The sequence below is a fragment of the Mesorhizobium sp. WSM4850 genome (genome assembly GCF_055811735.1).
The window spans coordinates 22060-44121 of sequence record NZ_JBVVPV010000051.1; the positions used below are offsets into that span (position 1 = coordinate 22060).

General features: G+C 63.0%; 18 protein-coding genes and 2 pseudogenes. 11 read left to right on the forward strand and 9 right to left on the reverse strand.

Annotated elements, in window-relative coordinates:
- The first annotated feature begins 2 nt into the window (after positions 1-2).
- From AC0L2Z_RS30300 to AC0L2Z_RS30310, 3 genes are all read left to right on the forward strand, one after another.
- The gene (locus tag AC0L2Z_RS30300) at positions 3-1097 is read left to right on the forward strand and encodes an ABC transporter ATP-binding protein (RefSeq protein ID WP_091598167.1); all 1095 of its coding nucleotides are present in this window, start codon (positions 3-5) and stop codon (positions 1095-1097) included.
- Positions 1094-3073, forward strand: a complete 1980-nt coding sequence (locus AC0L2Z_RS30305) for a D-apionate lactonase family protein (RefSeq protein WP_473630075.1) — start codon at positions 1094-1096, stop codon at positions 3071-3073. Before AC0L2Z_RS30300 ends, AC0L2Z_RS30305 begins: the two co-directional genes overlap by 4 nt.
- 410 nt (positions 3074-3483) lie before the next feature.
- Positions 3484-4272, forward strand: a complete 789-nt coding sequence (locus AC0L2Z_RS30310; RefSeq protein WP_473630076.1) for a DUF899 domain-containing protein — start codon at positions 3484-3486, stop codon at positions 4270-4272.
- 203 nt (positions 4273-4475) lie between these two features.
- On the opposite strand, the gene AC0L2Z_RS30315 is transcribed toward AC0L2Z_RS30310, so the two are convergent.
- The gene (locus AC0L2Z_RS30315; RefSeq protein WP_287342711.1) at positions 4476-4889 is read right to left on the reverse strand and encodes a MerR family transcriptional regulator; all 414 of its coding nucleotides are present in this window, start codon (positions 4887-4889) and stop codon (positions 4476-4478) included.
- Positions 4890-4965: 76 nt separating this feature from the next.
- On the opposite strand from AC0L2Z_RS30315, the gene AC0L2Z_RS30320 reads away from it, so the two are divergent.
- From AC0L2Z_RS30320 to AC0L2Z_RS30330, 3 genes and pseudogenes are all read left to right on the forward strand, one after another.
- Positions 4966-5448, forward strand: coding sequence for a methyltransferase family protein (locus AC0L2Z_RS30320; protein WP_473630077.1), 483 nt, complete (start codon positions 4966-4968; stop codon positions 5446-5448).
- 51 nt (positions 5449-5499) lie between these two features.
- Positions 5500-7656, forward strand: a pseudogene (locus AC0L2Z_RS30325) (heavy metal translocating P-type ATPase).
- Positions 7657-7818: 162 nt separating this feature from the next.
- Complete coding sequence (locus AC0L2Z_RS30330; protein WP_473630078.1) at positions 7819-8154, forward strand: DUF411 domain-containing protein; 336 nt, start codon at positions 7819-7821, stop codon at positions 8152-8154.
- A gap of 201 nt (positions 8155-8355) precedes the next feature.
- Here AC0L2Z_RS30330 and AC0L2Z_RS30335 read toward each other — a convergent pair whose 3' ends face one another.
- The 6 genes from AC0L2Z_RS30335 to AC0L2Z_RS30360 form a co-directional block, all read right to left on the reverse strand.
- The gene (locus AC0L2Z_RS30335) at positions 8356-9567 is read right to left on the reverse strand and encodes a ZIP family metal transporter (RefSeq protein WP_473630079.1); all 1212 of its coding nucleotides are present in this window, start codon (positions 9565-9567) and stop codon (positions 8356-8358) included.
- Positions 9564-10691: a multicopper oxidase domain-containing protein gene (locus AC0L2Z_RS30340; protein ID WP_473630080.1), complete on the reverse strand. Its 1128-nt coding sequence runs from the start codon at positions 10689-10691 to the stop codon at positions 9564-9566. Before AC0L2Z_RS30340 ends, AC0L2Z_RS30335 begins: the two co-directional genes overlap by 4 nt.
- A 385-nt stretch (positions 10692-11076) precedes the next feature.
- On the reverse strand, positions 11077-11535 hold the full coding sequence (locus tag AC0L2Z_RS30345; protein WP_473630081.1) for a c-type cytochrome: 459 nt from the start codon (positions 11533-11535) through the stop codon (positions 11077-11079).
- A 146-nt stretch (positions 11536-11681) separates the two neighbouring features.
- Positions 11682-12119 (reverse strand): DUF411 domain-containing protein, encoded by a 438-nt coding sequence (locus AC0L2Z_RS30350; protein ID WP_473630082.1) that lies wholly within the window; start codon positions 12117-12119, stop codon positions 11682-11684.
- Positions 12120-12143: 24 nt separating this feature from the next.
- Positions 12144-13625: a multicopper oxidase family protein gene (locus tag AC0L2Z_RS30355; RefSeq protein ID WP_473630083.1), complete on the reverse strand. Its 1482-nt coding sequence runs from the start codon at positions 13623-13625 to the stop codon at positions 12144-12146.
- A gap of 90 nt (positions 13626-13715) precedes the next feature.
- Positions 13716-14051 (reverse strand): hypothetical protein, encoded by a 336-nt coding sequence (locus tag AC0L2Z_RS30360; protein ID WP_128166789.1) that lies wholly within the window; start codon positions 14049-14051, stop codon positions 13716-13718.
- A 620-nt stretch (positions 14052-14671) separates the two neighbouring features.
- Here AC0L2Z_RS30360 and AC0L2Z_RS30365 point away from each other — a divergent pair.
- Together AC0L2Z_RS30365 and AC0L2Z_RS30370 are read left to right on the forward strand one after the other, a co-directional pair.
- Positions 14672-15094, forward strand: a complete 423-nt coding sequence (locus AC0L2Z_RS30365) for a hypothetical protein (protein WP_473630084.1) — start codon at positions 14672-14674, stop codon at positions 15092-15094.
- A gap of 334 nt (positions 15095-15428) precedes the next feature.
- A pseudogene (locus tag AC0L2Z_RS30370) lies at positions 15429-15581 on the forward strand (DUF899 domain-containing protein); the annotation flags it as partial.
- A gap of 72 nt (positions 15582-15653) precedes the next feature.
- Here AC0L2Z_RS30370 and AC0L2Z_RS30375 read toward each other — a convergent pair.
- A complete protein-coding gene (locus tag AC0L2Z_RS30375) occupies positions 15654-17675 on the reverse strand; it encodes a putative bifunctional diguanylate cyclase/phosphodiesterase (RefSeq protein ID WP_084833952.1) in 2022 nt (673 codons plus the stop codon).
- A 286-nt stretch (positions 17676-17961) separates the two neighbouring features.
- Between AC0L2Z_RS30375 and AC0L2Z_RS30380 the strand changes: the two genes are divergently transcribed.
- Positions 17962-18996 (forward strand): class I SAM-dependent methyltransferase, encoded by a 1035-nt coding sequence (locus tag AC0L2Z_RS30380; RefSeq protein ID WP_473630085.1) that lies wholly within the window; start codon positions 17962-17964, stop codon positions 18994-18996.
- Positions 18997-19035: 39 nt separating this feature from the next.
- Here the strand turns inward: AC0L2Z_RS30380 and AC0L2Z_RS30385 are convergent, their stop codons facing one another.
- Positions 19036-19956: a sugar kinase gene (locus tag AC0L2Z_RS30385; protein WP_473630086.1), complete on the reverse strand. Its 921-nt coding sequence runs from the start codon at positions 19954-19956 to the stop codon at positions 19036-19038.
- 206 nt (positions 19957-20162) lie between these two features.
- Between AC0L2Z_RS30385 and AC0L2Z_RS30390 the strand changes: the two genes are divergently transcribed.
- Together AC0L2Z_RS30390 and AC0L2Z_RS30395 are read left to right on the forward strand one after the other, a co-directional pair.
- Entirely contained in the window at positions 20163-20612 is a 450-nt protein-coding gene (locus AC0L2Z_RS30390; RefSeq protein WP_473630087.1) for a FixH family protein, read from the forward strand.
- A gap of 13 nt (positions 20613-20625) precedes the next feature.
- Positions 20626-21828 carry a cytochrome-c peroxidase gene (locus tag AC0L2Z_RS30395; protein ID WP_473630088.1) on the forward strand — a complete coding sequence of 401 codons (1203 nt, stop codon included), beginning with the start codon at positions 20626-20628 and terminating at the stop codon, positions 21826-21828.
- Positions 21829-22062 lie beyond the last annotated feature (234 nt).

Genomic DNA, 22062 nt, shown 5'->3' on the forward strand with positions numbered 1-22062 from the left:
GCATGGCCGAAGTCAGGATCACCGGCTTGCACAAGCGCTACGGCGCCTTCCATGCCGTGCGCGGCATAGACCTGGACATTCGCGACGGCGAGTTCACCGTGCTGGTCGGCCCGTCCGGCTGTGGCAAGAGTACGCTGCTGAGGACCATTGCAGGGCTGGAGGAGAGTTCGGAAGGCACGATCGAGATCGGCGGCGAAGTGGTCAACGATTTCCGACCGCGCGACCGTGACGTGGCGATGGTGTTCCAGGACTATGCGCTTTATCCCCACATGAACGTGGCGAAAAACATTGGCTTCGGCCTAAAGGCGCGAAAAATGCCGAAATCGGAGGTGGAGACGCGCGTCGCCGAGGCGGCGCGCATGCTTGGCATCACCCCGCTGCTCGGGCGCTTTCCGCGCCAATTGTCCGGCGGGCAGCGCCAGCGGGTCGCCATCGGCCGCGCCATTGTCCGCAGCCCGCGCATTTTCCTGTTCGACGAGCCGCTGTCCAACCTCGACGCGCAGCTTCGCGACGAGATGCGCGGCGAGATCAAGCGCCTTCACCAGGACATTGCGACAACGATGATCTACGTCACCCATGACCAGATCGAAGCGATGACTCTGGCTGACCGCATCGTGCTGATGCGCGACGGAATGATCGAGCAGCAGGGCGCGCCGCTCGAGCTGTTCGAGCGCCCCGCCTCGACCTTCGTCGCTGGCTTTCTCGGTTCGCCGCGGATGAGCTTCCTGCCGGGCACGCTGAAGTTGGACGGCAGCGCTGCCGCCATCCGGCTCTCCGAGGCGCTGCTTCCGGTCGCCCCCGGCCGGAGCCTGAATGGCGCCATTGACGGACAGGCGGTGCTGCTTGGACTGCGGCCAGAACATCTGACGCGCGCGCATGCTGCGACACCTGCGCAGGGCACGTTTCGCTACGACGCAACGATCGACCTGCTGCAGCCGACCGGCTCGCGCAGCTATGCGACCTTCCGCCTGGCCGGCGCGCCGGTGATGGCGGAACTGCAGGCGCACGACGTCAGTCGTCCCGGCGAGAGACTGCCGATCGACATCAACATGAACCGGGCCTCGATTTTCGACGCCAAGACCGAGAGAGCGATTTGACCACGGCAGCACCTCGAGCAATCCGCTTGTGTGGGACCGAACAGGTCGATCCGCAGTTGCGGACACTGCGCGCGGGACCCTTGTCGGTCGAGTTTGACAATGGGGCGATACGCTATGTGCGGATCGGCGGGGTCGAGGTTCTGCGCGGGATTTCATTTCTCGTACGGGACGAGAACTGGGGAACCGAGACGCCCGTTCTCGATGACCTTCAGATCGATGAAAAGCCGGATGCGTTCAGCGTCGCCTATCGTGGAACATGCGCCGGTGCGTGCGGTCGGCTGGTCTACCAGGCGCGGATCGCAGGCGGGAGCGACGGTGCGCTGTCGTTTGTGGTGGAGGCAGAGCCCGAAACTGACGTATTGACCAACAGAACCGGCTTCGTCGTGCTGCATCCGATCGAGGGTTTGGCCGGCAAGCCGGTAAAGGTGCTGCACGAGGACGGTCGCGAAAAACTCTCGCTTTTTCCGGACTACATCGATCCTAGGTGTCCGTTCACCGACATTCGCGCGCTTTCGCACGAGATCGTGCCTGGAATCTGGGCCACATGCACCATGGAAGGTGACGCCTTTGAGATGGAGGATCAGCGCAATTGGTCCGACGCCTCCTACAAAACCTATGTCCGTCCCCTGCGTCGCCCGTGGCCCTACAGATTGCCGAAAGGCGAGAAATTCACGCAGGCCGTCCGACTTCAGCTGTTGGGAACGCTCCCTGCCGGGTCTTCCAAAAACCCCGATCCATCCATCAACCTGACGATTGGCAGAGCCATCGGTCGAGTGCCCCGCATTGGCATCGGCGTCGCTGCCGACGAGGCGAAGCACGCGTTTGAAGTCGCCGAGCTCATTCGACCATTGGCTCCGCAGTGGGTGGTCTGCCAAGTCGATCTCCGGTTCGGGCACGGCCAGGATGAACTTGAAGGTTACACCGCCCTGGCACAGTTGACCGGCGCTGGCGTCGTACTTGAGATCATCACCAAGGGAACGCTCGATCCTTTCGGCGAATTGGCGCCTCTCGCGGATGCTGTCCAAAGCCTTCGCCTCAATCCAGAAGCTGTCTCCGTCTTTCCGGCGCAGGACATGAAGTCGGTGCAGCCGGGAGCACCGTGGCCGGCGATGCCCACCTTCGAGCAAAACTACGCCGCCGCCCGCCGGGCTTTCCCCGGGGTGCCGCTGGGCGGCGGCATGGCCGCATACTTCACCGAGCTAAACCGCAAGCGTCCGCCAACCGGAGCGCTCGACTACGCAACCTTCACCACCTGTCCAAACGTGCACGCAGCAGATGATGTCTCCGTAATGGAGACGCTTCAGGCTATCCCCCATCTGATCCGCTCTACCCGTGCTTTCATGGGCGACCGCTTGCCCCTGCGTATAGGTCCCAGTCAGCTAGGCTGCCGCGAGAACCCCTACGGCAAGTCCACTGCGCCGAATGAAGCGAACGGTCGCGTCTGTCTGAGCCGCATCGATCCTCGGCAGCGCGGCCTGTTCAATGCGGCTTGGACAGTCGGCTATTTCGCGGCCTGCGCGCGCGAGGGAATCGAGGCCGTCGCATTCGGCGACTTCACCGGCCCGTTCGGATACGTCTACAGGAAGGCCGATTTCGTGCAGCCGTGGTTTGACGAACAGGATGGCCGAATGGTGTATCCCGCTTTCCATGTCATGGCAGGCCTCTCAAAACTCAGTGGGGCCACCCTGCTGTCCGTGGCAACTTCCGGAGCTGACAGCATCGCGGCGATCGCGGCCGAAAAAGACGGGCGGACGACGCTGTGGCTCTCGAATATTACTGCCAAAAAGCAATCAGTGCAGCTTTCGGATACGCCGAACAGCGCCCGCATTGCTCTTCTTGCTGCCGACCAGTTCGAGCGGGCGGCAGCCGATCCGAACTTCATGGAAAGTCCCGGAAGACGGTTGGATGACCAATTCATCTCTCTTGACGCCTACGCCGTGGCGCGAGTCGATCTCCACCGTTCGTCTTCGACATAGCCCGGTGGACGGTAGATTGGTGGGGTTGATGTAGCGGAGAACAGAGTCAACGTCCGCTCTTGCGTTCAGTGTCGGATGCCCGTTATGGCGCTCTTTGCTAGTTCCCGCCGACCAGTTCAAGCAGCAAGGTTCTCGGCCATTGGCGGCAGCCAGTCTGATTTGAGTTTGAGCCCAATCTTCGAAACGCTGCCCTCAAAATTTTGAATGGCGCCAGCGCCCCGGGGCATGCGGCGGGAGCACCGTCGCGCCACGCCACGCGGTTCAACGCGCCGAGGGGATAATAGCGTCACACTTGTTACTCCCACTGGTCGTTTTCCGGTGCCAAACTATTTTAGGCCCAACAACCAGCGATGAGCAGCGAATGAGCCGCGCTTCAGCGACGAGGCGCGCGCCCAGATCAGGAGGAAGCCATGACTTCAGTAGCCGAGAGCGAACGGAAAAGCGGACAGACTGCCATGCGCACGCCACCGGTGGTGTCGCCGCAGGAGTGGGAAGCGGCCCACGAGCAGCTGCTCGTGAAGGAAAAGGCCCAGACCCGCGCCCGTGACGCGCTGGCCGCCGAGCGGCGGCGGATGCCGTGGATGGTGGTGGAGAAGAATTATGCGTTCGAGGGGCCCGACGGGAAGGTGAGCCTGCTCGACCTGTTCGACGGTCGGCGTCAGCTGATCGTCTACCGCGCCTTCTTCGAGCCGGGAGTGTTCGGCTGGCCAGACCATGCCTGCCGCGGCTGCTCCATGGTGGCCGACCAGGTCGCCCACCTCGCCCATCTGAACGCCCGTGACACCACCCTCGTCTTCGTCTCGCGTGCGCCGCAGGCGGATATCGCGCGTTTGAAGGCGCGGATGGGCTGGGAGATACCATGGTTCACGCTCACCGACAGCTTCGACGCCGATTTCGGTGTCGACGAGTGGCACGGCCACAACGTGTTCATCCGCGACGGCGACCGCGTGTTCCGCACCTACTTCATCAACAACCGCGGTGACGAGCAGATGGGCGGCACCTGGAACTATCTCGACATCACGCCGCTGGGCCGGCAGGAGGCCTGGGAGGACTCGCCCGAGGGCTATCCCCAGACCCCGGCCTACAAATGGTGGAACTGGCACGACAGCTACGCCGCGGATCCGGCAGCCGACAAGAAGTGGGCCGAGGTTTCGGAGGCCGGAGAGGCGGCGTTCCGGGAGGCGAGCACGAAGCAATGAGCCAGACCTGATCCGCTGAGATAGACGGCGGCGACGGTCGGTCTGAGGGCCGGATTGACCGTGGCGCGAAGCGCCGCTGTGAAGAGCGGTCGCGAAGTCCGGAGCCGGCGCTCTGTGCTCGCCGTAGCGCGGTCATTCGGTCGGACGGGTCCGCTCCCTGCACAACAAATTACACAAAGCGAATGAGATGCGCCCTCTGACCTTCAGTGCTCGTGCCCGCAAAGGGAGTGGTCGGACAAGGCGCGGATGACATAGCAGTCTCCGACGGTTTCGCCCGTGCAGCAGGTAGCGATACGTTCGAGTTCTTCCTCCAACTTCTGCAGCTTTGCAATTCGCTCCCGGACGGAGGCGAGCTGCTCTTTGGCGATTCTGTCTGCATCGGCGCACGGCCTGTCAGCATGTCCGCTGAGATCGATGAGCTGCCGGATCGAGTTGATCGTTAGGCCAAGGTCGCGGGCGTGACGGATGAATGCCAATCGCTCTAGCTCGGCCTTCGCGAAGCGTCGCTGATTGCCCTCTGAGCGCTCCGGCGCTTCCAGCAGCCCCATCTGCTCGTAGTAGCGGATGGTAGGAGCTTTCACTCCCGTCCGCCGCGACAGGTCTCCAATCGAATACATCCGTCATTTTCCCTCTTGAACCTCTAGTCACTAGAGCAATTAGGTTGTCTGGCAGAGAATGGCAACAGGTGAGATCATGACTGCGACTTCCGGCGAGACCCATGACCATCCCGGAGTGATCGCTCCTCCGGCCCTGGTGTTTGCAGGCTCCTGGGCCGCGGGCGTGCTTGCCGACAGGTATGCCAGCGGATGGCCGCTTCCGCCTGCACTCCCGGCGAAGGTGCTGGCAGTCCTGCTGTTCGGAGCAGGCGTCGTCTTCCTGGCGCGCGCGCTCGGGCTCTTCCGGAAGGCGGGCACCAGGCCGGAGCCGTGGCAACCGACCACCGCCATCGTAACGAGCGGAGTTTACCGGGTGACCCGCAACCCGATGTATGTCGGCATGGCCCTTGTCTACGCCGCTCTCGCGCTCGCTCTCGGCAGCCTTGTCGCTTTCACCCTCCTTCCCGCAGCCGTCCTCGTGATCCACCGCGGCGTCATTCTTCGGGAGGAGCAATACCTGGAGCTGAAGTTCGGCAGCGAGTACCGCGCCTACAAGGCTCGGGTGCGGCGCTGGCTCTAGACAGAGAATTTCGCTTGAACCACTAGCTGCTTGAACTCCTGGGAAAGCACCATGCTTGGATTGTCGACACAGACCCGTTACCGCGTCAGCGGCATGGACTGCGCGTCCTGCGCGTCCAAGATCGACACGGCGGTCCGGCGGATGGACGGCGTGGCGGACGTTTCCGTGTCGGTGACCACCGGCAGTCTGACGGTCACACATGCGGACTCCCTCACCAGCGACGCGATCGCGCGGCAGGTCTCTCGACTGGGCTACGGTGCGACGCCTTGGGTCAGGGGGATGGCAAAGCCGCAAATGGGCAACGGGACAGTCCATCTTTGAACGAATATGCAACCGTTGCCGAGCAGTCTTGGTGGCGCTCCGGGCGGGCGAAACTGACCGTCGCCTCCGGAGCGGCGCTCGTTGCGGCCTATGCCATAGGGATTGCCTATCCGGACGGGGGCCACTGGCCGTTCCTGGCTGCCTTGCTGGTCGGGCTTGTGCCGATCGGTCGGCGCGCGGTCTCCGCCGCCTTTGCAGGTGCGCCATTCTCCATTGAGACACTCATGACGATTGCTGCCGTCGGAGCCGTGCTGATCGGGGCGACGGAGGAGGCGGCGATGGTTGTGCTGCTCTTCTTGATCGGTGAGCTGCTCGAAAGCGTGGCAGCTGGGCGTGCGCGGGCGAGCATCCAGGGACTCGCTGACGTCGTTCCGAAGACCGCGCTTGTGGAAAGGGATGGCGGAACAGTGGAGATACCCGCCGCCATGCTGGCCGTCGGCGATCTCATCGTCGTCCGCCCTGGCGACCGCATTCCGGCGGACGGGGCAATTGTCGAAGGATCGAGCGACGTCGACGAGTCTCCCGTGACCGGGGAGAGCACGCCGAAGCGGAAGTCCGAAAAGGACGCTGTCTTCGCGGGCACGATCAGCACCGACGGTGTGTTGAAGGTCAGGGTGACCGCCGCGGCCGAAGACAACACGATCGCTCGCGTCGTCCGTCTCGTCGAGGTGGCGCAGGAGAGCAAGGCCCCCACCGAGAGGTTCATTGACCGCTTCTCCCGCTACTACACGCCGGGCGTTTTGGCGGTGGGCGCGCTCGTGGCCGCCCTGCCGCCGCTGCTGTTCGGTGCCGGATGGAACGAATGGATATACAAGGGCCTAGCCATCCTGCTGATCGGCTGCCCGTGTGCGCTGGTCATCTCCACTCCGGCCGCTGTCGCGGCGGGACTGTCAGCGGGCGCGCGCCGCGGCATGCTGATGAAGGGCGGAACCGTCCTCGAACGCTTCGGCAAGATCACAGCCGTCGCCTTCGACAAGACCGGCACCCTGACGAAAGGCAAGCCTGTCGTCACGGACGTGGTCGCCTACGGGCGGACCGAGCGCGAGGTGCTGTCGATGGCTGCCGCCCTCGAGCAGGGGTCGAACCCATCCGCTTGCCGTCGCCATCCTCGAGATGGCGAAGGCGAACAAGGCACCGATCCCTCCGGCCTTCGGGGCGAAGGCAGTCTCGGGCAAGGGCGTGGAAGGCAATGTCGGGGGCGTGGCGGTATTTCTGGCTTCCGCCAAGGCGGCGGCCGAGCGCGCCTCGCTGTCTCCGCACCAGGTTGCCCGGATCGAGGATTTGAACGGCCAAGGGAAGACCGTTTCGGTCTTGCTGGCGGGAGAAGCAATCACGGGTCTGATCGCCATGCGGGACGAACCGCGGGCTGACGCCAGGGCGGGGCTGGCCTCGCTCAAGGCGCAAGGCATCAGGACGGTCATGCTCACCGGCGACAACCGCAAGACCGCGGAAGCGATCGCCGCGGGTCTGGGGGTCGAGGCGCGCGCTGAGCTGCTGCCGCAGGACAAGCGGCGGATCGTCGGCGAGATGCAGAAGGAAGGCTTCAAAGTCGCAAAGGTCGGCGACGGCATCAACGACGCTCCGGCGCTCGCCGCGGCCGACATTGGCATCGCCATGGGCGGCGGCACCGACGTCGCGCTGGAGACCGCGGATGCGGCAATCCTTCACGGGCGTGTCGAAGACGTTTCGCGTATGGTCACCCTCTCGCGGGCCGTAATGGCGAACATCAAGCAGAACATTGCGGTCGCCCTCGGGCTGAAGGCGGTTTTTCTTGTGACGACGGTGATCGGCGTCACTGGCCTCTGGCCCGCCATACTCGCGGACACGGGCGCGACCGTGCTCGTGACGGCCAACGCAATGCGGCTCCTCAGTTGGGGCCGCCAGTGAAAGGATAGGCACAATGACCAGATCCGGCGTTTTCTCACAGTGGGTGCGCGGGTAGCCGCGACGGTGGCCTTTGTCCGCCTCTTGGGCTTGACTTCGGCGGCGGAGGCCATCGAAGCCCTGACAACGTCGGGATGCGGCTGCTGCATAGGCTGGGCGCGCCACATGGAGGAGAGCGGGTTTGCTGCCGAACTCAAAAACCTGCCCATGGCAGACTTGATGCAGGTGAAGATCGGGGCTGGTCTGAAACCCGGCCAGACCTCCTGCCACACCGGGCAGATCGAGGGCTATGTGATCGAGGGCCATGTGATCGAGGGCCATGTTCCCGCGCGGGAGGTGAAGCGCCTTCTGGCGGAACGGCCGGACGCGATTGGGCTGACGGTTCCGGACATGCCCTACGGGTCACCGGGCATGGGCGAGGCGGGGCCGGACGCCGATCCCTATGACGTCCTTCTCGTGCGTCGTGACGGCACGACGGAAGTGTATGCGCGGTACCCCTGACGGAGGCCGGAATGTTCGGCAGCAGGTCCGGACAGTGTTGCCCATGCCTGTCTGGCCTGCTGTTTGACCACAGCCCTGGCTTCAGCCGCTGCTAGCTGCGCAGGTGCTCACGTTCCGCTATTTGCCGCAACCGATCTCCGCGCCCGCAGTTCACAGGCGACGATCCGGCAGGACGGCCGGACAAGCTGTCGCCGCGGCAGATCAGACTTTGACGAGCATAGCGGTCACATACATGAACGAAACGCCTGCCGCCAATCCCGCCATCGTGGCTGGCGCTGTAAGCGCCGCAGGGCCTCTCCCGTCCGACCTCATCAGGTACGCAGTGACCTCGACGATGACCTGCAGAATGGCTCCCGCTCCTACCGCGAGAGCCAGCGCCGACCACTGCGGCGCATAGGCCAGGCTTCCGATCCAAAGTCCGATGACGGCGGGACCGCCCGCCAGAAGCGCCAAGCCGGCGAAGGCCCACAGAGTCGGGCGCTTCTTCAGCATCGGCGCGGAAATGCCGATGCCTTCGGTGATGTTGTGCAGCATGAAGCCCAACACCAGGAAAGTGCCCAATCCGGCCGCGCCTGCCGCGAACGCAGCGCCGATGGCCAGCCCCTCGCCAAGATTGTGCAGGCCGATTCCAAGCGCGATGAAGGTGGCCAGCGCAAGTCCGGTCGGCACTCCGTCCCGGCGGCCGGCCGCCATCAGCAGGAGGAAACTCGCAGCGGCTGCGAGGACGACCATGGCCTGTCCCTGGAATATTGCGGCGGACTCGGCCGCCAGTTCGAACGCTTCGGCCGTGGCGTCGACTAACAGGAACGCCAGCAGGCCGACAGTCAGGGCGAGCAGGAAATTCATGCCGCTGCGGCCGACTCCACGCAGCGCCGGATAAAACATCATTCCGATGGCGACCGGAACGAGGCCGACTAAGACACCGAGCAGCGCCTGGGAAGCAAGGTTCCCTGCGTCCCGTGTCGGGGTCGGCACGGCGACTGCGATCTCGTGTTCGAACGTCGCCCCGGTATTGGTGACAATGTTGATGGCATGCGCCTCCCCCAGCACCCACGGGAAGGGCAGATGGATCCATGCGGTAGCGCCGCGGCCGAGCGGCCCTGCGGGTTCCTGCGTGAACTGCCAGTATGCATCGTCAACCTGGACCTGGGCGATCGTCATCGGCTCCGAGCCGCCGGCGCGGACGAGGACGCGTATGCCGTCCGACGAAAGGACCGTCCGCTCGAAAGTCAGGCTCTCCACAGGCGGAGCACCGTTCCCGAAGTTTCTGAGCGGGTCAGAGACCAGCAGCCAGGTGATCGCCAGGCTGAGGGCGGCCAGCGGCAGGATCAGCCACAGCAAAGCGGCGCGCGATTTTCCGGAGCCGACGGGAGCGGTCGGGTCGGCGGCGGCGATGTGCGAGACCTCGTTCATGCGACCGCCTCCACCACGTCGAACATGCCCGTCCAGCCGAGTTCGGTGAACTCCGACTGGTGCGGGTGGAACATGTAGAGCCCGGTCTCGTGATCCTTGTAGGTAAACTCGAGGATTCCGCGCTGCGCCTGCACCTGAGTGATCAAGTCGACCGTCCTCAACGTCGGCGTGAGCGTCGTCCCCTGTTCGAAATAATCGAAGAAGTTGGCGTGCAAGTGGAACGAGTTGATGGGATCGAACTCGACGACATTGGCCAGATAGATGCGGACTGGGCGGTTGCGGACGATCCTGATCGGCCGTTTCATGTACGCGTGTGCGACGGTATTCACCGCATAGACTTCGTTCCCGTTGTCGAAGTTGGTGTCGAAGCCGTTCATCACCATGGCGAATTCCTGCCATTCGGCGTTCTCGGGCGTGCCGTGCAAGCGGGAACGGGCGACATCGGCAAGCTCCGGATGGCGGGTCGGATCCGGGTCGATCACGAAAAGGCCGTACATGCCCTTGTGGATATGCCGCTTCAGGGGCAGCGCATGGCAGTGATAGAGATGGCAGCCGAACGGCCTGGCATCGAACTCGTAGACGAATTCTTCTCCAGGACCGATCAATCCTGCACCGGGGACGCCGTCCATCCTTGCGGCGTGGATGCCGTGGAAGTGCATGGAGTGGGGATGCGAGCCGGAGTTGCGGAAGACGATCCGGAGGTGCTCGCCTTCGGTCGCCCTGAGCGCAGGCCCGGGAACGCGTCCGTTGTAGGTCCAGGCCGGGAACATGATCCCCGGCGCGATTTCGATTTCTTTGTCGACCGCCTCGATCTCGAAAGTCCGAAGGATTCGTCCGTCGGGAAGCGTCGACACCGAGCCCGTTTCCCAGTCCGTCACCATCCGGGAAGGATCGAAGCCGTTGCGCTCGTTGTCCACCTCTCCGACGGTGATCATCGATCCGTGGGCGGCCAAATGCGCTTGAGGCGGTTCAGCGCCCGCGGCCGACGTGGCCCCATGGTCGGAATGGACCGATTGGCCAGCCGCCGTTCCCGCTATCGCCGAGCCTCCGGCCGCCGCCAGGCCGCCCCACAGCAGCCCACGCCTGCTGATCTTTTCGCGGAACCACATGCTGACCTCGGACATAACTGCCACCATAAATGCAAATGCGAATGAGTTGCATTAGCACCAATCGGATTGTTTCGCAATCGGAGCGAAGCCTGAAAAGGGCGGAGCGAAGCGGCATCAGGTGGCAAAAGATAGATCGGAGATGTTGAAAGCAGGAATCCTGTCCCAGCCCCGCTGGCGCGGCGGCTCATGAGCGATCCGTGCGCTGTTTCCGTGTTGTTCCCCAACCAGACAACCTTGCCGCGCCAGTCTTCAAGCTTCTGCGGTTCTCCTGACTCGTCAGCGAAAGCGAGTTCGCGCAAGTGCTGCGGCTCCTCGTGCTGAGCCATGGCCGTCGGCTCCTGCGCGTGCGCACTGCTGGCCACCGCGAGGACAGCAAGCACCAGCGCCGACAGGATCGCCTTCATTGCGCCTTCTCCTGCTCGCGGCGGCTCATCTCCGCCTGGTAGGTGCGTTCCCGCTCCGGCCATGTGCTCTTGATGAACGTGAGGACGGCGCGGATTTCCTCGTCGCCCAGCACTTCCCCGAATCCGGGCATGTCGCTCTCGTATCCGTTGCCCACCACGGCCCCGGGACCTTCCTTGGTTATCCGGAACAGCACCCCGTCCGGGTGGTGCCAAGTGTGTCCGGACGCGTCGTGCGGCGGGGCGGGCATGCGTCCCGACGGCAGCAGCCTTTTCCAGTCAGGCTGGCCTTCGAGGTTGACCCCGTGGCAGGAAACGCAGTGCGCGGCATAGACCTGCCGTCCCCGCGCGATTGCCGCGGCCTCGCCCGGGCGTGCTCCGAACAGCCATGTCAAGGCAAGGGCGACAACTCCCGAGAGCGCCGCCACGATGCCAAGGGCAACAGCATTCCTGCTCATTTGCGGCCGCTGAAGAACAGGTACTTCACCAGGGCCGCGGCCGCGAGGACAAGCACCGCCAGGAACAGAAGCCAGCCCAGCCCCATGCCGTCCATCATTCCGCCGTCCATCATCGTCGGCTCCTTCCGGGTTTTCGGCAGGCGGCGCTATTCGCGAGCGTAAACCCCACCCACGCCGGACTTGGTGATCTCCAGCATCTCGAACGGCGCTTCCTTGTTGCCGCTCATGCCGGGCGAGCCCATCGGCATGCCGGGCAGCGTCACGCCCTTGATGTCGGGACGCTCGGTCAGGAGCTTCTTGACCGTGCCGACGGGAACGTGGCCGCTGACGACGTAGCCGTCCACGAACGACAGATGACAGCCCTGGAACTCGTCAGAAATGCCTGCCTCGCGGCTCATTTCCGCCAGGTCGTGCGTCGCCTTGACGGTGACGTCGAAGCCGTTCTCCCGCAGGTAATCGGCATAGCCCTCGCAGCAGCCGCATTGCGGGTTCTTGTAGAGCGTGACGCCCTTCTCGCCTGCCATGGCCGGGGCAGCGGCCCAGACGAAGCACGCAAGGGCAAGGGTGTTGAGGATGGTTCGCATTTCGGTTCTCCTTTCGAGAATTGGTCAGGCGACGCGGAAGACGCCCATCATCCCGGCGCCCTGGTGTTCGAGGATGTGGCAGTGGAGCATCCAGTCGCCGGGATTGTCGGCGACGAAGTCGATCTCCACCCGCTCGCGCGGCGACATCAGCACCGTGTCCTGCCACTCGCGGTGACGGGTCGGCTTGCCGTTCCGGGAAATCACCCGGAAGGAATGGCCGTGCAGATGGATCGGGTGATGCCAGGCCGTCGCGTTGGTCATCGCGATGACATGGCTCTTGTCCTGCGCAAGCGTCAGAATCGGGTCCATGACGTGGCCTTCCGCCGCGACTCCGTTGATGAACCAGATGCCGCCGGAATGCATCATGTTCATCATGCCCCCCAGGTTGCCCATCATGCCGCCCATCGCGCCGGAGGAATCCTCGCCCCTGTTCCCCATGCTGCCGCCCATCTCCTGCATGACGATGGCTCCCATCATGCCGCCGTTGAAGGTGACCTCGTGCCGGACGGCCGATGCAAGGTCCGGCTCCGGCAGCGGGTTGGGCGGGAGGGCGACAGGCCAGTCGGGAGCCGCCTGCCTGAGCGGATTATCGGCATAGGCTAGGTCGACCAGGCGGTATTCCAGGCCCTCGTAGAAGCGGTCGATCACGGAAACCCGGCTTCCGGCGTCAGCCGTCATGTCGAGGATGAGGTCGGCGCGCATCGCGGGCCCCAGCACGACCAGCCCGCCTTCCGGCGCATGCGGTTCCACTGGCTGCCCGTCCAGCGCAATGATGGCAGGCTGATGGTTCCCGAAGTCGAGGCCGAAAATGCGGGCGTTGGCGGCGTTGATCAGCCGCAGCCGGATGCGTTCTCCCTTTCGCACCTGAAAGACATCCGGCACGCGGCCATTGATCGTGACCGTGTTTCCGACCCGGCCGTTGTGCATCATGTCATGGCGGTTGCCGAAGTCTTCCCGCATCTCGGCGGTTTTGGTCAGCCGCCAGTCGGACAGCACCCATGTGACTTCGCGGTCGACCCGGATGGGATCGGCTTCCTCCACGATCAGCGAGCCGTAGAGGCCTCTGCCGACCTGCTCGAAACTGCGATGGTGCGGATGGTACCAGAAGGTGCCTGCGTCGACGGCATCGAACTCGTAGGCAAAGGTCTCGCCGGGCCAGATCGGCGCCTGCGTGAGGTGCGGCACGCCGTCCATCGCGTTCGGGACTCGCAAACCGTGCCAGTGCACCGTCGTCTCTTCGTTGAGTTTGTTCTCGACCGCCACCCGCAGGCGTTCTCCCTGGCGGATGCGAATTTCCGGACCGGGCAGGCTGCCGTCATAGCACCAGATGGGGGTATCGCCATGCGGCTCTGGCGCGATCTGGGCGCGTCCCGGTCCGGCGCGGATCCGGAACTCGCGAAGGCCTGCGGCGTCGGATCGCGGTGGAAGCACCACGCCCGCCGAAACGGCGGCGGCCGATGCGAGGAAGATTCGACGCGTCAGCGCCGGCACACGTGGATAGGGCATTGGATCAACCATTCCGGAATAGGCTTTTTTGACGCGCGGACGTAGCCGGGCGCGTCGACGGGTCGGTCGCGAGCGGATGCCGCGGCCGTGTCAGCTCAGGAAGGTGGTTCGGGGAGGATAGGGCTCAGGCGGACCGGTGCGGCCGTCGGACGGTTCTCCGGGAGGCAAGGATACGATACCGGCGAAATGCGGCAGCTCGGCCGCGGCAGGCGTGCAGATCGCGACAAGCGAGGTAACGCAGAACTGGTCGCATGCCGACGTCTGGCCGTCGTCGCCGGGACAGTCCTGGCAGTCGGGCATGTCGCCGTCCATCTCAGCCATCGACATCTTCAGGGACATGTCCGTCAAAGCCGCGGCATGCGCCGCCGTGCCGAGGGCGAAGGCCGCGAGGAAGACGACTGCGAGGATGCGGACGAACCTGCTCATTGGGTAGACAGTAGTCCTGGCTCTGCGCCCTGTCCAGATTCGGTCGCAGGTGAACCATGACCGCAGCAAACGGATGCCGACGGGAGGCGATTTGTTGCAGGCTGCCTTGGAATGTCTGACTAGGTTCCGGAAATGGTCTGGCGTGAGATTATAACCGCCTTTGGTGCCATTGCGCTGGCTTCTGGACCGCGGCGGCATTAAGCGGTCCGAGTAGCCTAAGACGCGAAGTCCGCTAGTTATGATTCTAGAGTGGGGCCGGCGCGGATCATGGAGCGTGCAATTGCGAGCTGCGCCTCGACCTCGGCGTTTCCTTTTGCGGGAGCCGCGCCGCCTTCACTGAGTTGGAAGCGGCTGTGGAAGGGCCTCCAGCATGCCGGCGAGGCGCCCAAGGAGATGAAGAAGCGGCCGACGATGCAGTGGGTTAAGCCGGGTTCACTAGCGTCACGCACCGCTGTCACGGCAAGAGCAATTCGCACTCCGAGTTCCTCGTGTCGTCAGGCAGTTATCCATCCGGCCCTAGGCTCAAAACCCAACGGAAGATCAGTTGACTTTGGGCCGCAACGGCTCATCCTTGACTTGTTGGCCTACCTTTCCGACCAACTTTTGATAGGGAGGAAGCAATGGAATCCGTCAATCGTAGATCCACATTTGCACTCGGTCTTACAGTAGCCGCGACGCCACTGATCGCTTGGGCGACCCCAGCAGCCGCACAGACTTACGGCCCCGATGAGGGCAAGGAGATCGGCCCCGGTGTCAGAGTTGTAGCGCTTGGTGAGCGGGCTTCGGTCATACCAGCTTATAAAACGGTCATGCTACGCGATGTTGTTATCCAACCCGGGGCGAAGACGCCGGACAACATGATGACGAACGACATGCTCTGCCACATGACTGAGGGAGAACTTTCGGTCGTTCACAATAAAGAAAAGTTCACAGTCAAGAAGGGCGATGTTTGGGCCTGCGCTAAAGGCGCTACTACAGAAGGCACCCAGAACACGAGCACTGCGGTCGCGATCATGCGGGTCATCGATTTGATGCCCGCATGAGGTAAGCGATGGGTGGAAGTGCGGCTATGGCTGCCCTAAAGAGATGCCGGAGCGCGTATCTGTCGTGGTGGGGAACGTCCAACGACGGGCCGCCTTCCATCCCGGTCATTGTCGATCACCGGCTGATTGAGTTTTGACCCTAGTCCCTCGACAGCTGCTTGATCTGTTTTCTGATTTCCTTGGTATCGCCGCGCGAACCGATGGCGATGATCGCCAGTTGTTCGGCCAGTTCGCGGCGGCGGCGCAGCGGGCGAACAGCAGATCTCCCCGCGTCAAGCCGGCCCCGAGCATGCAGTCGACGACCGCCTGAAAGCCAGGCTCCATCGCCTCCTCGGAGGACTCGCCCGAGGGCTATCCCCAGACCCCGGCCTACAAATGGTGGAACTGGCACGACAGCTACGCCGCGGATCCGGCAGCCGACAAGAAGTGGGCCGAGGTGTCGGAGGCCGGAGAGGCGGCGTTCCGGGAGGCGAGCACGAAGCAATGAGCCAGACCTGTTCGGGTGCGATCGACGGGCGGCGACGGTTGGCCTGAGAGGCTCAGATCGCGCCGCCGCCATTCATGCCGACTTGACGATCGACAATGTGCGTTTGTAGGTGGCCGGTTTCGTGCGGAAATTCGCGGCGGGAGCAGGTCGGCCGACGTGAAAGCCCTGGATCTTATCGATGTCGAATTCGCGGATAAGGGCCAGTTGCTCGTCGGTTTCCACCCCCTCGACCAGGATTTTATGGCCGCGATTTCGCACCAGGGCAATGATGTCTTGCAGCATCGCCTTGCCCCTTGGGGTGCCGCAGTCATGCAGGAACGAGCGGTCGATCTTCACCATATCGAAATCGATGAGACGAAGCCATGAGAGGCCCGCGAAGCCCGTCCCGAAGTCGTCAAGCCATACCCTGACCCCCAGCAGCTTCAGGTCGCTGATGCAGCGCAGAACGTCGGAGTGCATCTCCATCTCCAGCCCTTCGGTGATTTCGAGGGCCAGCCTGCTGCCGGCGACGCCGGTCTCGCTCAAAATCGTCGCAACCGAAGCTGCGAAGCCGGGCGTCTTGAGCTGAATTGGAGAGACGTTGACGCTGACGACACGGACGTGATCGTCCGCCAAGAGCTCGGTGCACACTGTCCTTATGGCCCAGCGCCCGAGCTCCAGGACCGCGCCGGTTCGTTCCGCAACAGGAATGAACAGGCTCGGCGGAACCGATGTACCGTCCAGCATTTTGAGGCGCATCAGAGCCTCGACGGCTTCAACCCGGCCAGACGCCACGTTCTGGATCGGCTGGTAGACGAGTGAAACGAGATCCTGGCCGATCGCGATCTTCAGCAAAGCCGCAATGTTCTCGCTCTCGTCGCTGCTCTGGGGATCGTTTGGATCGAACAGCCAGGTACAATTGCGACCGCCTGCTTTCGCCAGATAGAGCGCACGATCGGCCTCGTGGACGATCTTCTCCAGCTTGGCGCCAGTCTGCGCCCTGGTGAAGGCAGCGCCGACGCTCACCGTCACCACCGAGGTGCCGTCTCTGCGCTGCTGGTGGGGAAGCGCGAGGTTCTCCACCGTGCTTCGAATGGCTTCGGCAAGACCTGCGACCTGTTCCCTTTTCTCCATGCGAGCCAGGACAATGAATTCTTCCCCGCCGTAGCGGCCGATTGAGCCATTGTGCTGCTTGATCATTTCGGCAAGGGCATTGGCGACAAGTATCAGGCAGCGATCGCCTTCCTGATGTCCGTAGTAGTCGTTGAACCTTTTGAAGAAGTCCACGTCGATGAGGATCGCCACAAAACCGCTGCCATGCCTTTGCCAGTCGCTCCAGTAGTCGCGCAGCTTCTCGTCGATCGCACGCCGATTCTCCAGACCGGTAAGCGGATCGGTTCTCGACAGATTCAAGAGCGCCTGTCCGCGCTCGGTGGCCTCCTTGTGCTGGATTTTAGCTTCCAAGGCGTTCAGGAAGACGTTGTAACGTTCCTCGTTTAACCTCCAGTTTACATACGACGTGAATATGAAGCACGAAATGTAAAAAATTCCTAGTACTATTTTGTATGTTAGCGTAGAAGGTACGAAATAGTTCACCGTGTATAGTACACACAAAATTATAGCAGAAGTTACGATGGATAGATTAAACCTGAATGTGAAGAAAAGATTGGCGCCCATCATGAAGATAGTACCGAAGACCATATAATAAGAGACGCTTTCCTTGTCCGCGGCCATAACCGCTGGGGACAACCAACCAACATAGCCAAAGATGATGGCTGCGGCGCAAGTCACGTCAATCCATTCCGTTCCGACCCCCCGGCGAAGTTGTGCTTCCAGGGTCAACAGCGCAGTCACTCCGACCGCGAAGCGCGCCGTGATCGTATAGAGTGCCACATCCGGAATCAGCAGCAGATCCGTTGCCGAAAACATGAGATAGATGGCGACGGCGATCCAAAGCCCCGGCCTGGCGTCCATCCTTCGCTTCGCCTGGCCTTCCTCCCAGTAGAGGCTGCGGAGTTCGTCGGACCGTCGCTCGTAGCGCCGCTCAAGCGGTTCCGCATGGGCCATATCGGCCAATGCGGATGACGCGTATTCGTTCGTCACCCTAAGCCCCATTTGAACGGGGCTTTGTATGCCGAACTCATTTCTAGCTTCTACCCCCACGCCGGCCGACTCCTCAGGCGCGACAGCGAATTGCGGCGCCTCGCAAGCAATATGCAGTCGCGCATATAGGTTTGGGTTAACTCGTATCTGGAATCCGACCCGCAAGGCGTCCAAAAAACCAGCATGGTTGGCGGGAATTTAACGACACCGCTAAAATGCCTGACATGTGTCTTGGCAAAGATAAAATTTTACGCAATATGTAACGATATCTAGTTAAATGTGATTATGGAGTTCTGCGGTGGCAACCATCCTCGATGGCAAAAGTTTGATTACTGCCGAGATGATCGCCGCCAGTCTCCCTCAAAAAAAGCTCGAGCCTCATAGCGAAGCGTTCGAAACCGCTCGCGTCGAGCTTGCGCTCATTCTCCACACCACACACCAGCAAATCGAGCAACGAAAGGACCCCGCCGAGATCATTCGTCGTGTGACGTCGTACCTCAGCGCGACGCGTTCCAAGGTTCATCCCGACGTCTGGCAGGCATTGATACCGGTGGTGCAGAACCACCCGGTCCTGGAGTACTTTCTTGAGGATCCGCTCACGCGGTGGTCCCATGACAAGCCCAGAGGTTATTCCGGCGACGCGCAGTTGCTCGACTACATCTATTGCGATCCGCACGTGGCGGAGAGCGTGGCAAACGCCTCGGAGATCGGCAAGGCGCTCTACATGCATACCAAGGATGTGCCGTCGTCCATCGCGGCACGGGAACGGCGTGATCTTCTGACCCGCTATGTCGATAAGATTGCGACCAGGAATGGACCGCAAACCGAGGTCCTGGCGATTGCGGCCGGCCATTTAAGGGAGGCCAATCGCTCGGCCGCATTACAGGAGGGCCGTCTCAAACGCTGGGTTGCACTCGATCAGGACCCTCAGAGCGTTGGATTGATCACGCGCGACTTCCAGGATACTGCGGTAGAGGCGATCGACGGCTCGGTGCGAACCGTGCTCACGCGGGGCCACAAGCTTGGCAAGTTCGACTTCATCTACGCCTCCGGCCTTTACGACTACCTTGCGCACAACGTCGCCGTGAAGCTCACGAAAACCTGCCTGCAGATGTTGAAGCCGAACGGGACCTTCCTGTTTGCGAACTACGCAGAAGGCAACCCTGACGCCGGGTATTGGGAGACGTTCATGAACTGGGTGTTGCTGCTGCGGTCGGAGGCCGATATGTGGAACGTCATCAATGCCAGCGTCGACCGAAACACCGTCGAGGCGCAGGTGTTCTTTGGCGAGAACCGCAACGTCCTGTACGGCGTCATCGAAAAGCGCGGATAGCGAGCGCCTGGGCTGCGAGCTTGTCGGCGGTTGTCGGTTCTAATCCCCGAACGCTGCCCTTAACGTCTCGAATGGCGCCAGCGCGCCGCGCACCTGGACGACTGCGGCGGCGACGCGATGCGCGCGCAACACGGCCGCGGTCGGGGCATGGCCGGCAAGCCGGGCGGCGAGATAGGCGCCATTGAAGGAATCGCCGGCGCCGGTGGTGTCGACCGGGGCGGCGACATGCACGGCCGGAACGGGTTGCGGGGTCCCGTTTGCGGCGATTAGCGCCGGCTCCTCGCCGTTCTTGATGACGACTTCGCCGACCAGCTTTCGCATCCGTTCCGCGGTTTTCTGCGGCGCTGCGTCGCCGAACAGCATCTGCTCGTCGGGAAAGGTCGGCAGCGCGATGTCGGTGACTGCCAGCGCATCGAGGATCGCGGTCTGTGCTTCGTCGCGCCGGCGCCACAGCCGCGGCCGATAATTGGGATCGAAGGCGACAAGCGAGCCGTCGGCGCGCGCCTTGGCCACCGCCGCCAAAAGTGTCTTGCGCGCGGCGTCGTCCAGAATTGCCAAAGTGATTCCGGAAAAGTAAACAAGCGCCTGATTTTCAAGGCTTTTCGCCAAAGCGGCCGCGTCGGAGGCAAGCTGCCTCGCGGCGGCGTCGCCGCGCCAGTAGGTGAAGGAGCGTTCGGCGCCGGTCAGCGTGATTGCATAGAGGCCGGGCCGGGCGCCTAGTATAATCGGGCTGGCGCCGATGCCGATGCCGTTTTGCGCGAAGAAATCGATCTGGTCGCGCGAGAACGGGTCGTCGCCGAAGGCCGACACATAGGTCGCCGGCCGGTCACCGCTCAGCGCATGCAGCGCCCACAGCGTATTGAATGTGTCGCCGGCAAAGCCCATGCGCCAGTTCGGCTTGGCCTGGCCTGAAAGCTCGAGCATGCATTCACCGATCGATGCGACGCCGTTTCCTGCCATGTATCTCTCCTGGTGCATGTCGCCCACAGCTTGCGCGGCGGTTTTGGGATAACGACATGCACAAAACCAAAGACCGGTGCTGTAGCTTTTTGCGGGCGGCAGCGCCATGCTTGGCGGCAGCGGATTTTGCGCCGGCGGCGTTTTCTCAGCGGCGCGGCGGGACGCGATCCGCTCAGTGAGACGTTATTTCTGGAAGAGGAACCGGTTTGGCATCGTTATGGCGCTACGTTCTGGCAGGTCTTGGTCTGGCTGCCTTGCTGGCCGGCATTCTCGCCGCCGTCTATATGACCGCGCCGCAAGCGCCTCGGCTCGCCGGCTCCGAGATTGCCCGTTCGAAAGAGACGGCGAACGGCCTGTTTTTAGCCAGTTTCGAGCCGGAGCGGGGCGTTGTCCGTCAAGGCGAGCTGCAATCCTGGCTGCTGACCCTGAAGACAAATGCGGGCACCCCGGTGGAGGGCGCTGCGATCTCGATATCCGGCGGCATGCCGCAGCACAGGCACGGTCTGCCAACCAGCCCGCATGCGACCGATTATCTGGGCGATGGCCGCTATCGCATCGGCGGGGTGAAATTCACAATGAGCGGATTGTGGCAACTGCATTTCGCCATTTCCGCGGCGGCCGGATCCGACACGGTGGTCTTCAATGTGCTGCTCTGAGCGCTGGAGCAAGATGAACCGCTTTCCGCGACTTTTCGCGCTGCTGGCGATGGCTGTGCTTGCCGGCTGCGGCAAGCCTGAGTTTTCCGATGCCGAAAAGAAGACCATCGCCTCGCTGGCGCTGTCAGCCCTGCCGCCGCTGAAAACCGACACCACCAACCGCTTCGCCGACGTGCCGGCTGCCGCCGCGCTCGGCGCGACGCTGTTTTTCGACGCCGGGATGAGCGGCGACGGCAAGGTTTCCTGCTCGACCTGCCACAAGATCGACCGGCAGTTCCAGGACGATCTGCCGCGAGCGGTCGGTGTCGGCCGCACCAACCGGCGCACCATGCCGCTGGCCGGTGTTGCACATGACGCATGGTTCTTCTGGGACGGGCGGCGCGACAGTCTCTGGGCGCAGGCGCTGGCGCCGCTGGAAAATCCGCTGGAGCAGGCCGGCAACCGCGCCGCCTACGCGCATTACATCCAGGCGCGATTCGGCGAGCGCTACGAGCGCATCTTCGGGCCGCTGCCCGACCTTTCAAATGTGCCGGCCAATGCCAGTCCGCTCGGCAGCGATGCCGAGAAGGCTGCCTGGAATGCCATGTCCGGTGCGCAAGCCGAGGACGTCAACCGCGTCTTCGCCAATATCGGCAAGGCGATCGCCGCCTTCGAGCGATCGATCGCGCCACCGCAGACGCGCTTCGACCGGTTCGCCGCCGCTTTGGATACCGGTATACAGGCGCCGCAAGGCGACGATGCCTTGTCGCCCGAAGAAATCCTCGGGCTAAAGCTGTTCATCGGCAAGGCCAATTGCGTGACCTGCCATAACGGGCCGCGTTTTACGGACGGCGGTTTTCACAACACCGGCGTGATGTCGGTGGCGAACCTGCCGCCGGATCGCGGCCGCATAGACGCGGTGCGCCAAGTCGAGGCCGATCCGTTCAACTGTTTCGGCGCGTTTCGCGATGGCGACGCCGGCGCCTGCGGCGAGCTGCGCTTCATGGTCAAGGCCGGGCCGGAACTCGTGCGCGCCTACAAGACGCCGTCGCTGCGCGGCGCCGCCACCCGTCCGCCCTACATGCATGCCGGGCAGTTTTCCTCGCTCGAGGAGGTTGTGGCGCATTATTCGAAGGCGCCGGCGAGTGTCGAGGGTGTATCCGAGGTCCACCCGCTGCAGCTTTCGGACCGCGAGCGCGCGGCGCTGGTGGCGTTCTTGAAGACGCTGGCGGAGTGAAGGGACTCAGCTGCTCGGTAGCGATCCTTCGCGCCCCCCTCTGTCCTGCCGGACATCTCCCCCACGAGTGGGGAGATTGGCTGCCCCTCGGCTTTCGCCAATTTTCAACATTCAAGAAAAGGGGCACTGTCGCCGAAGCCGCCGATCTCCCCCAAGTGGGGAGATGTCCGGCAGGACAGAGGGGGCGCTGTCCCGCCGACGTCAATGCATCAGCGCTTTACTACCGGTCCTTGA

What these genes read in the sequence shown, in the direction of transcription:
- AC0L2Z_RS30300 (WP_091598167.1), top strand. Translation starts at nt 3, where the DNA reads ATGGCCGAAGTCAGGATCACCGGCTTGCACAAGCGCTACGGCGCCTTC.
- AC0L2Z_RS30310 (WP_473630076.1), top strand. Translation starts at nt 3,484, where the DNA reads ATGACTTCAGTAGCCGAGAGCGAACGGAAAAGCGGACAGACTGCCATG.
- AC0L2Z_RS30315 (WP_287342711.1), bottom strand. Translation starts at nt 4,889, where the DNA reads ATGTATTCGATTGGAGACCTGTCGCGGCGGACGGGAGTGAAAGCTCCT.
- AC0L2Z_RS30320 (WP_473630077.1), top strand. Translation starts at nt 4,966, where the DNA reads ATGACTGCGACTTCCGGCGAGACCCATGACCATCCCGGAGTGATCGCT.
- AC0L2Z_RS30330 (WP_473630078.1), top strand. Translation starts at nt 7,819, where the DNA reads ATGGAGGAGAGCGGGTTTGCTGCCGAACTCAAAAACCTGCCCATGGCA.
- AC0L2Z_RS30335 (WP_473630079.1), bottom strand. Translation starts at nt 9,567, where the DNA reads ATGAACGAGGTCTCGCACATCGCCGCCGCCGACCCGACCGCTCCCGTC.
- AC0L2Z_RS30340 (WP_473630080.1), bottom strand. Translation starts at nt 10,691, where the DNA reads ATGTCCGAGGTCAGCATGTGGTTCCGCGAAAAGATCAGCAGGCGTGGG.
- AC0L2Z_RS30345 (WP_473630081.1), bottom strand. Translation starts at nt 11,535, where the DNA reads ATGAGCAGGAATGCTGTTGCCCTTGGCATCGTGGCGGCGCTCTCGGGA.
- AC0L2Z_RS30350 (WP_473630082.1), bottom strand. Translation starts at nt 12,119, where the DNA reads ATGCGAACCATCCTCAACACCCTTGCCCTTGCGTGCTTCGTCTGGGCC.
- AC0L2Z_RS30355 (WP_473630083.1), bottom strand. Translation starts at nt 13,625, where the DNA reads ATGCCCTATCCACGTGTGCCGGCGCTGACGCGTCGAATCTTCCTCGCA.
- AC0L2Z_RS30360 (WP_128166789.1), bottom strand. Translation starts at nt 14,051, where the DNA reads ATGAGCAGGTTCGTCCGCATCCTCGCAGTCGTCTTCCTCGCGGCCTTC.
- AC0L2Z_RS30365 (WP_473630084.1), top strand. Translation starts at nt 14,672, where the DNA reads ATGGAATCCGTCAATCGTAGATCCACATTTGCACTCGGTCTTACAGTA.
- AC0L2Z_RS30375 (WP_084833952.1), bottom strand. Translation starts at nt 17,675, where the DNA reads ATGGGGCTTAGGGTGACGAACGAATACGCGTCATCCGCATTGGCCGAT.
- AC0L2Z_RS30385 (WP_473630086.1), bottom strand. Translation starts at nt 19,956, where the DNA reads ATGGCAGGAAACGGCGTCGCATCGATCGGTGAATGCATGCTCGAGCTT.
- AC0L2Z_RS30395 (WP_473630088.1), top strand. Translation starts at nt 20,626, where the DNA reads ATGAACCGCTTTCCGCGACTTTTCGCGCTGCTGGCGATGGCTGTGCTT.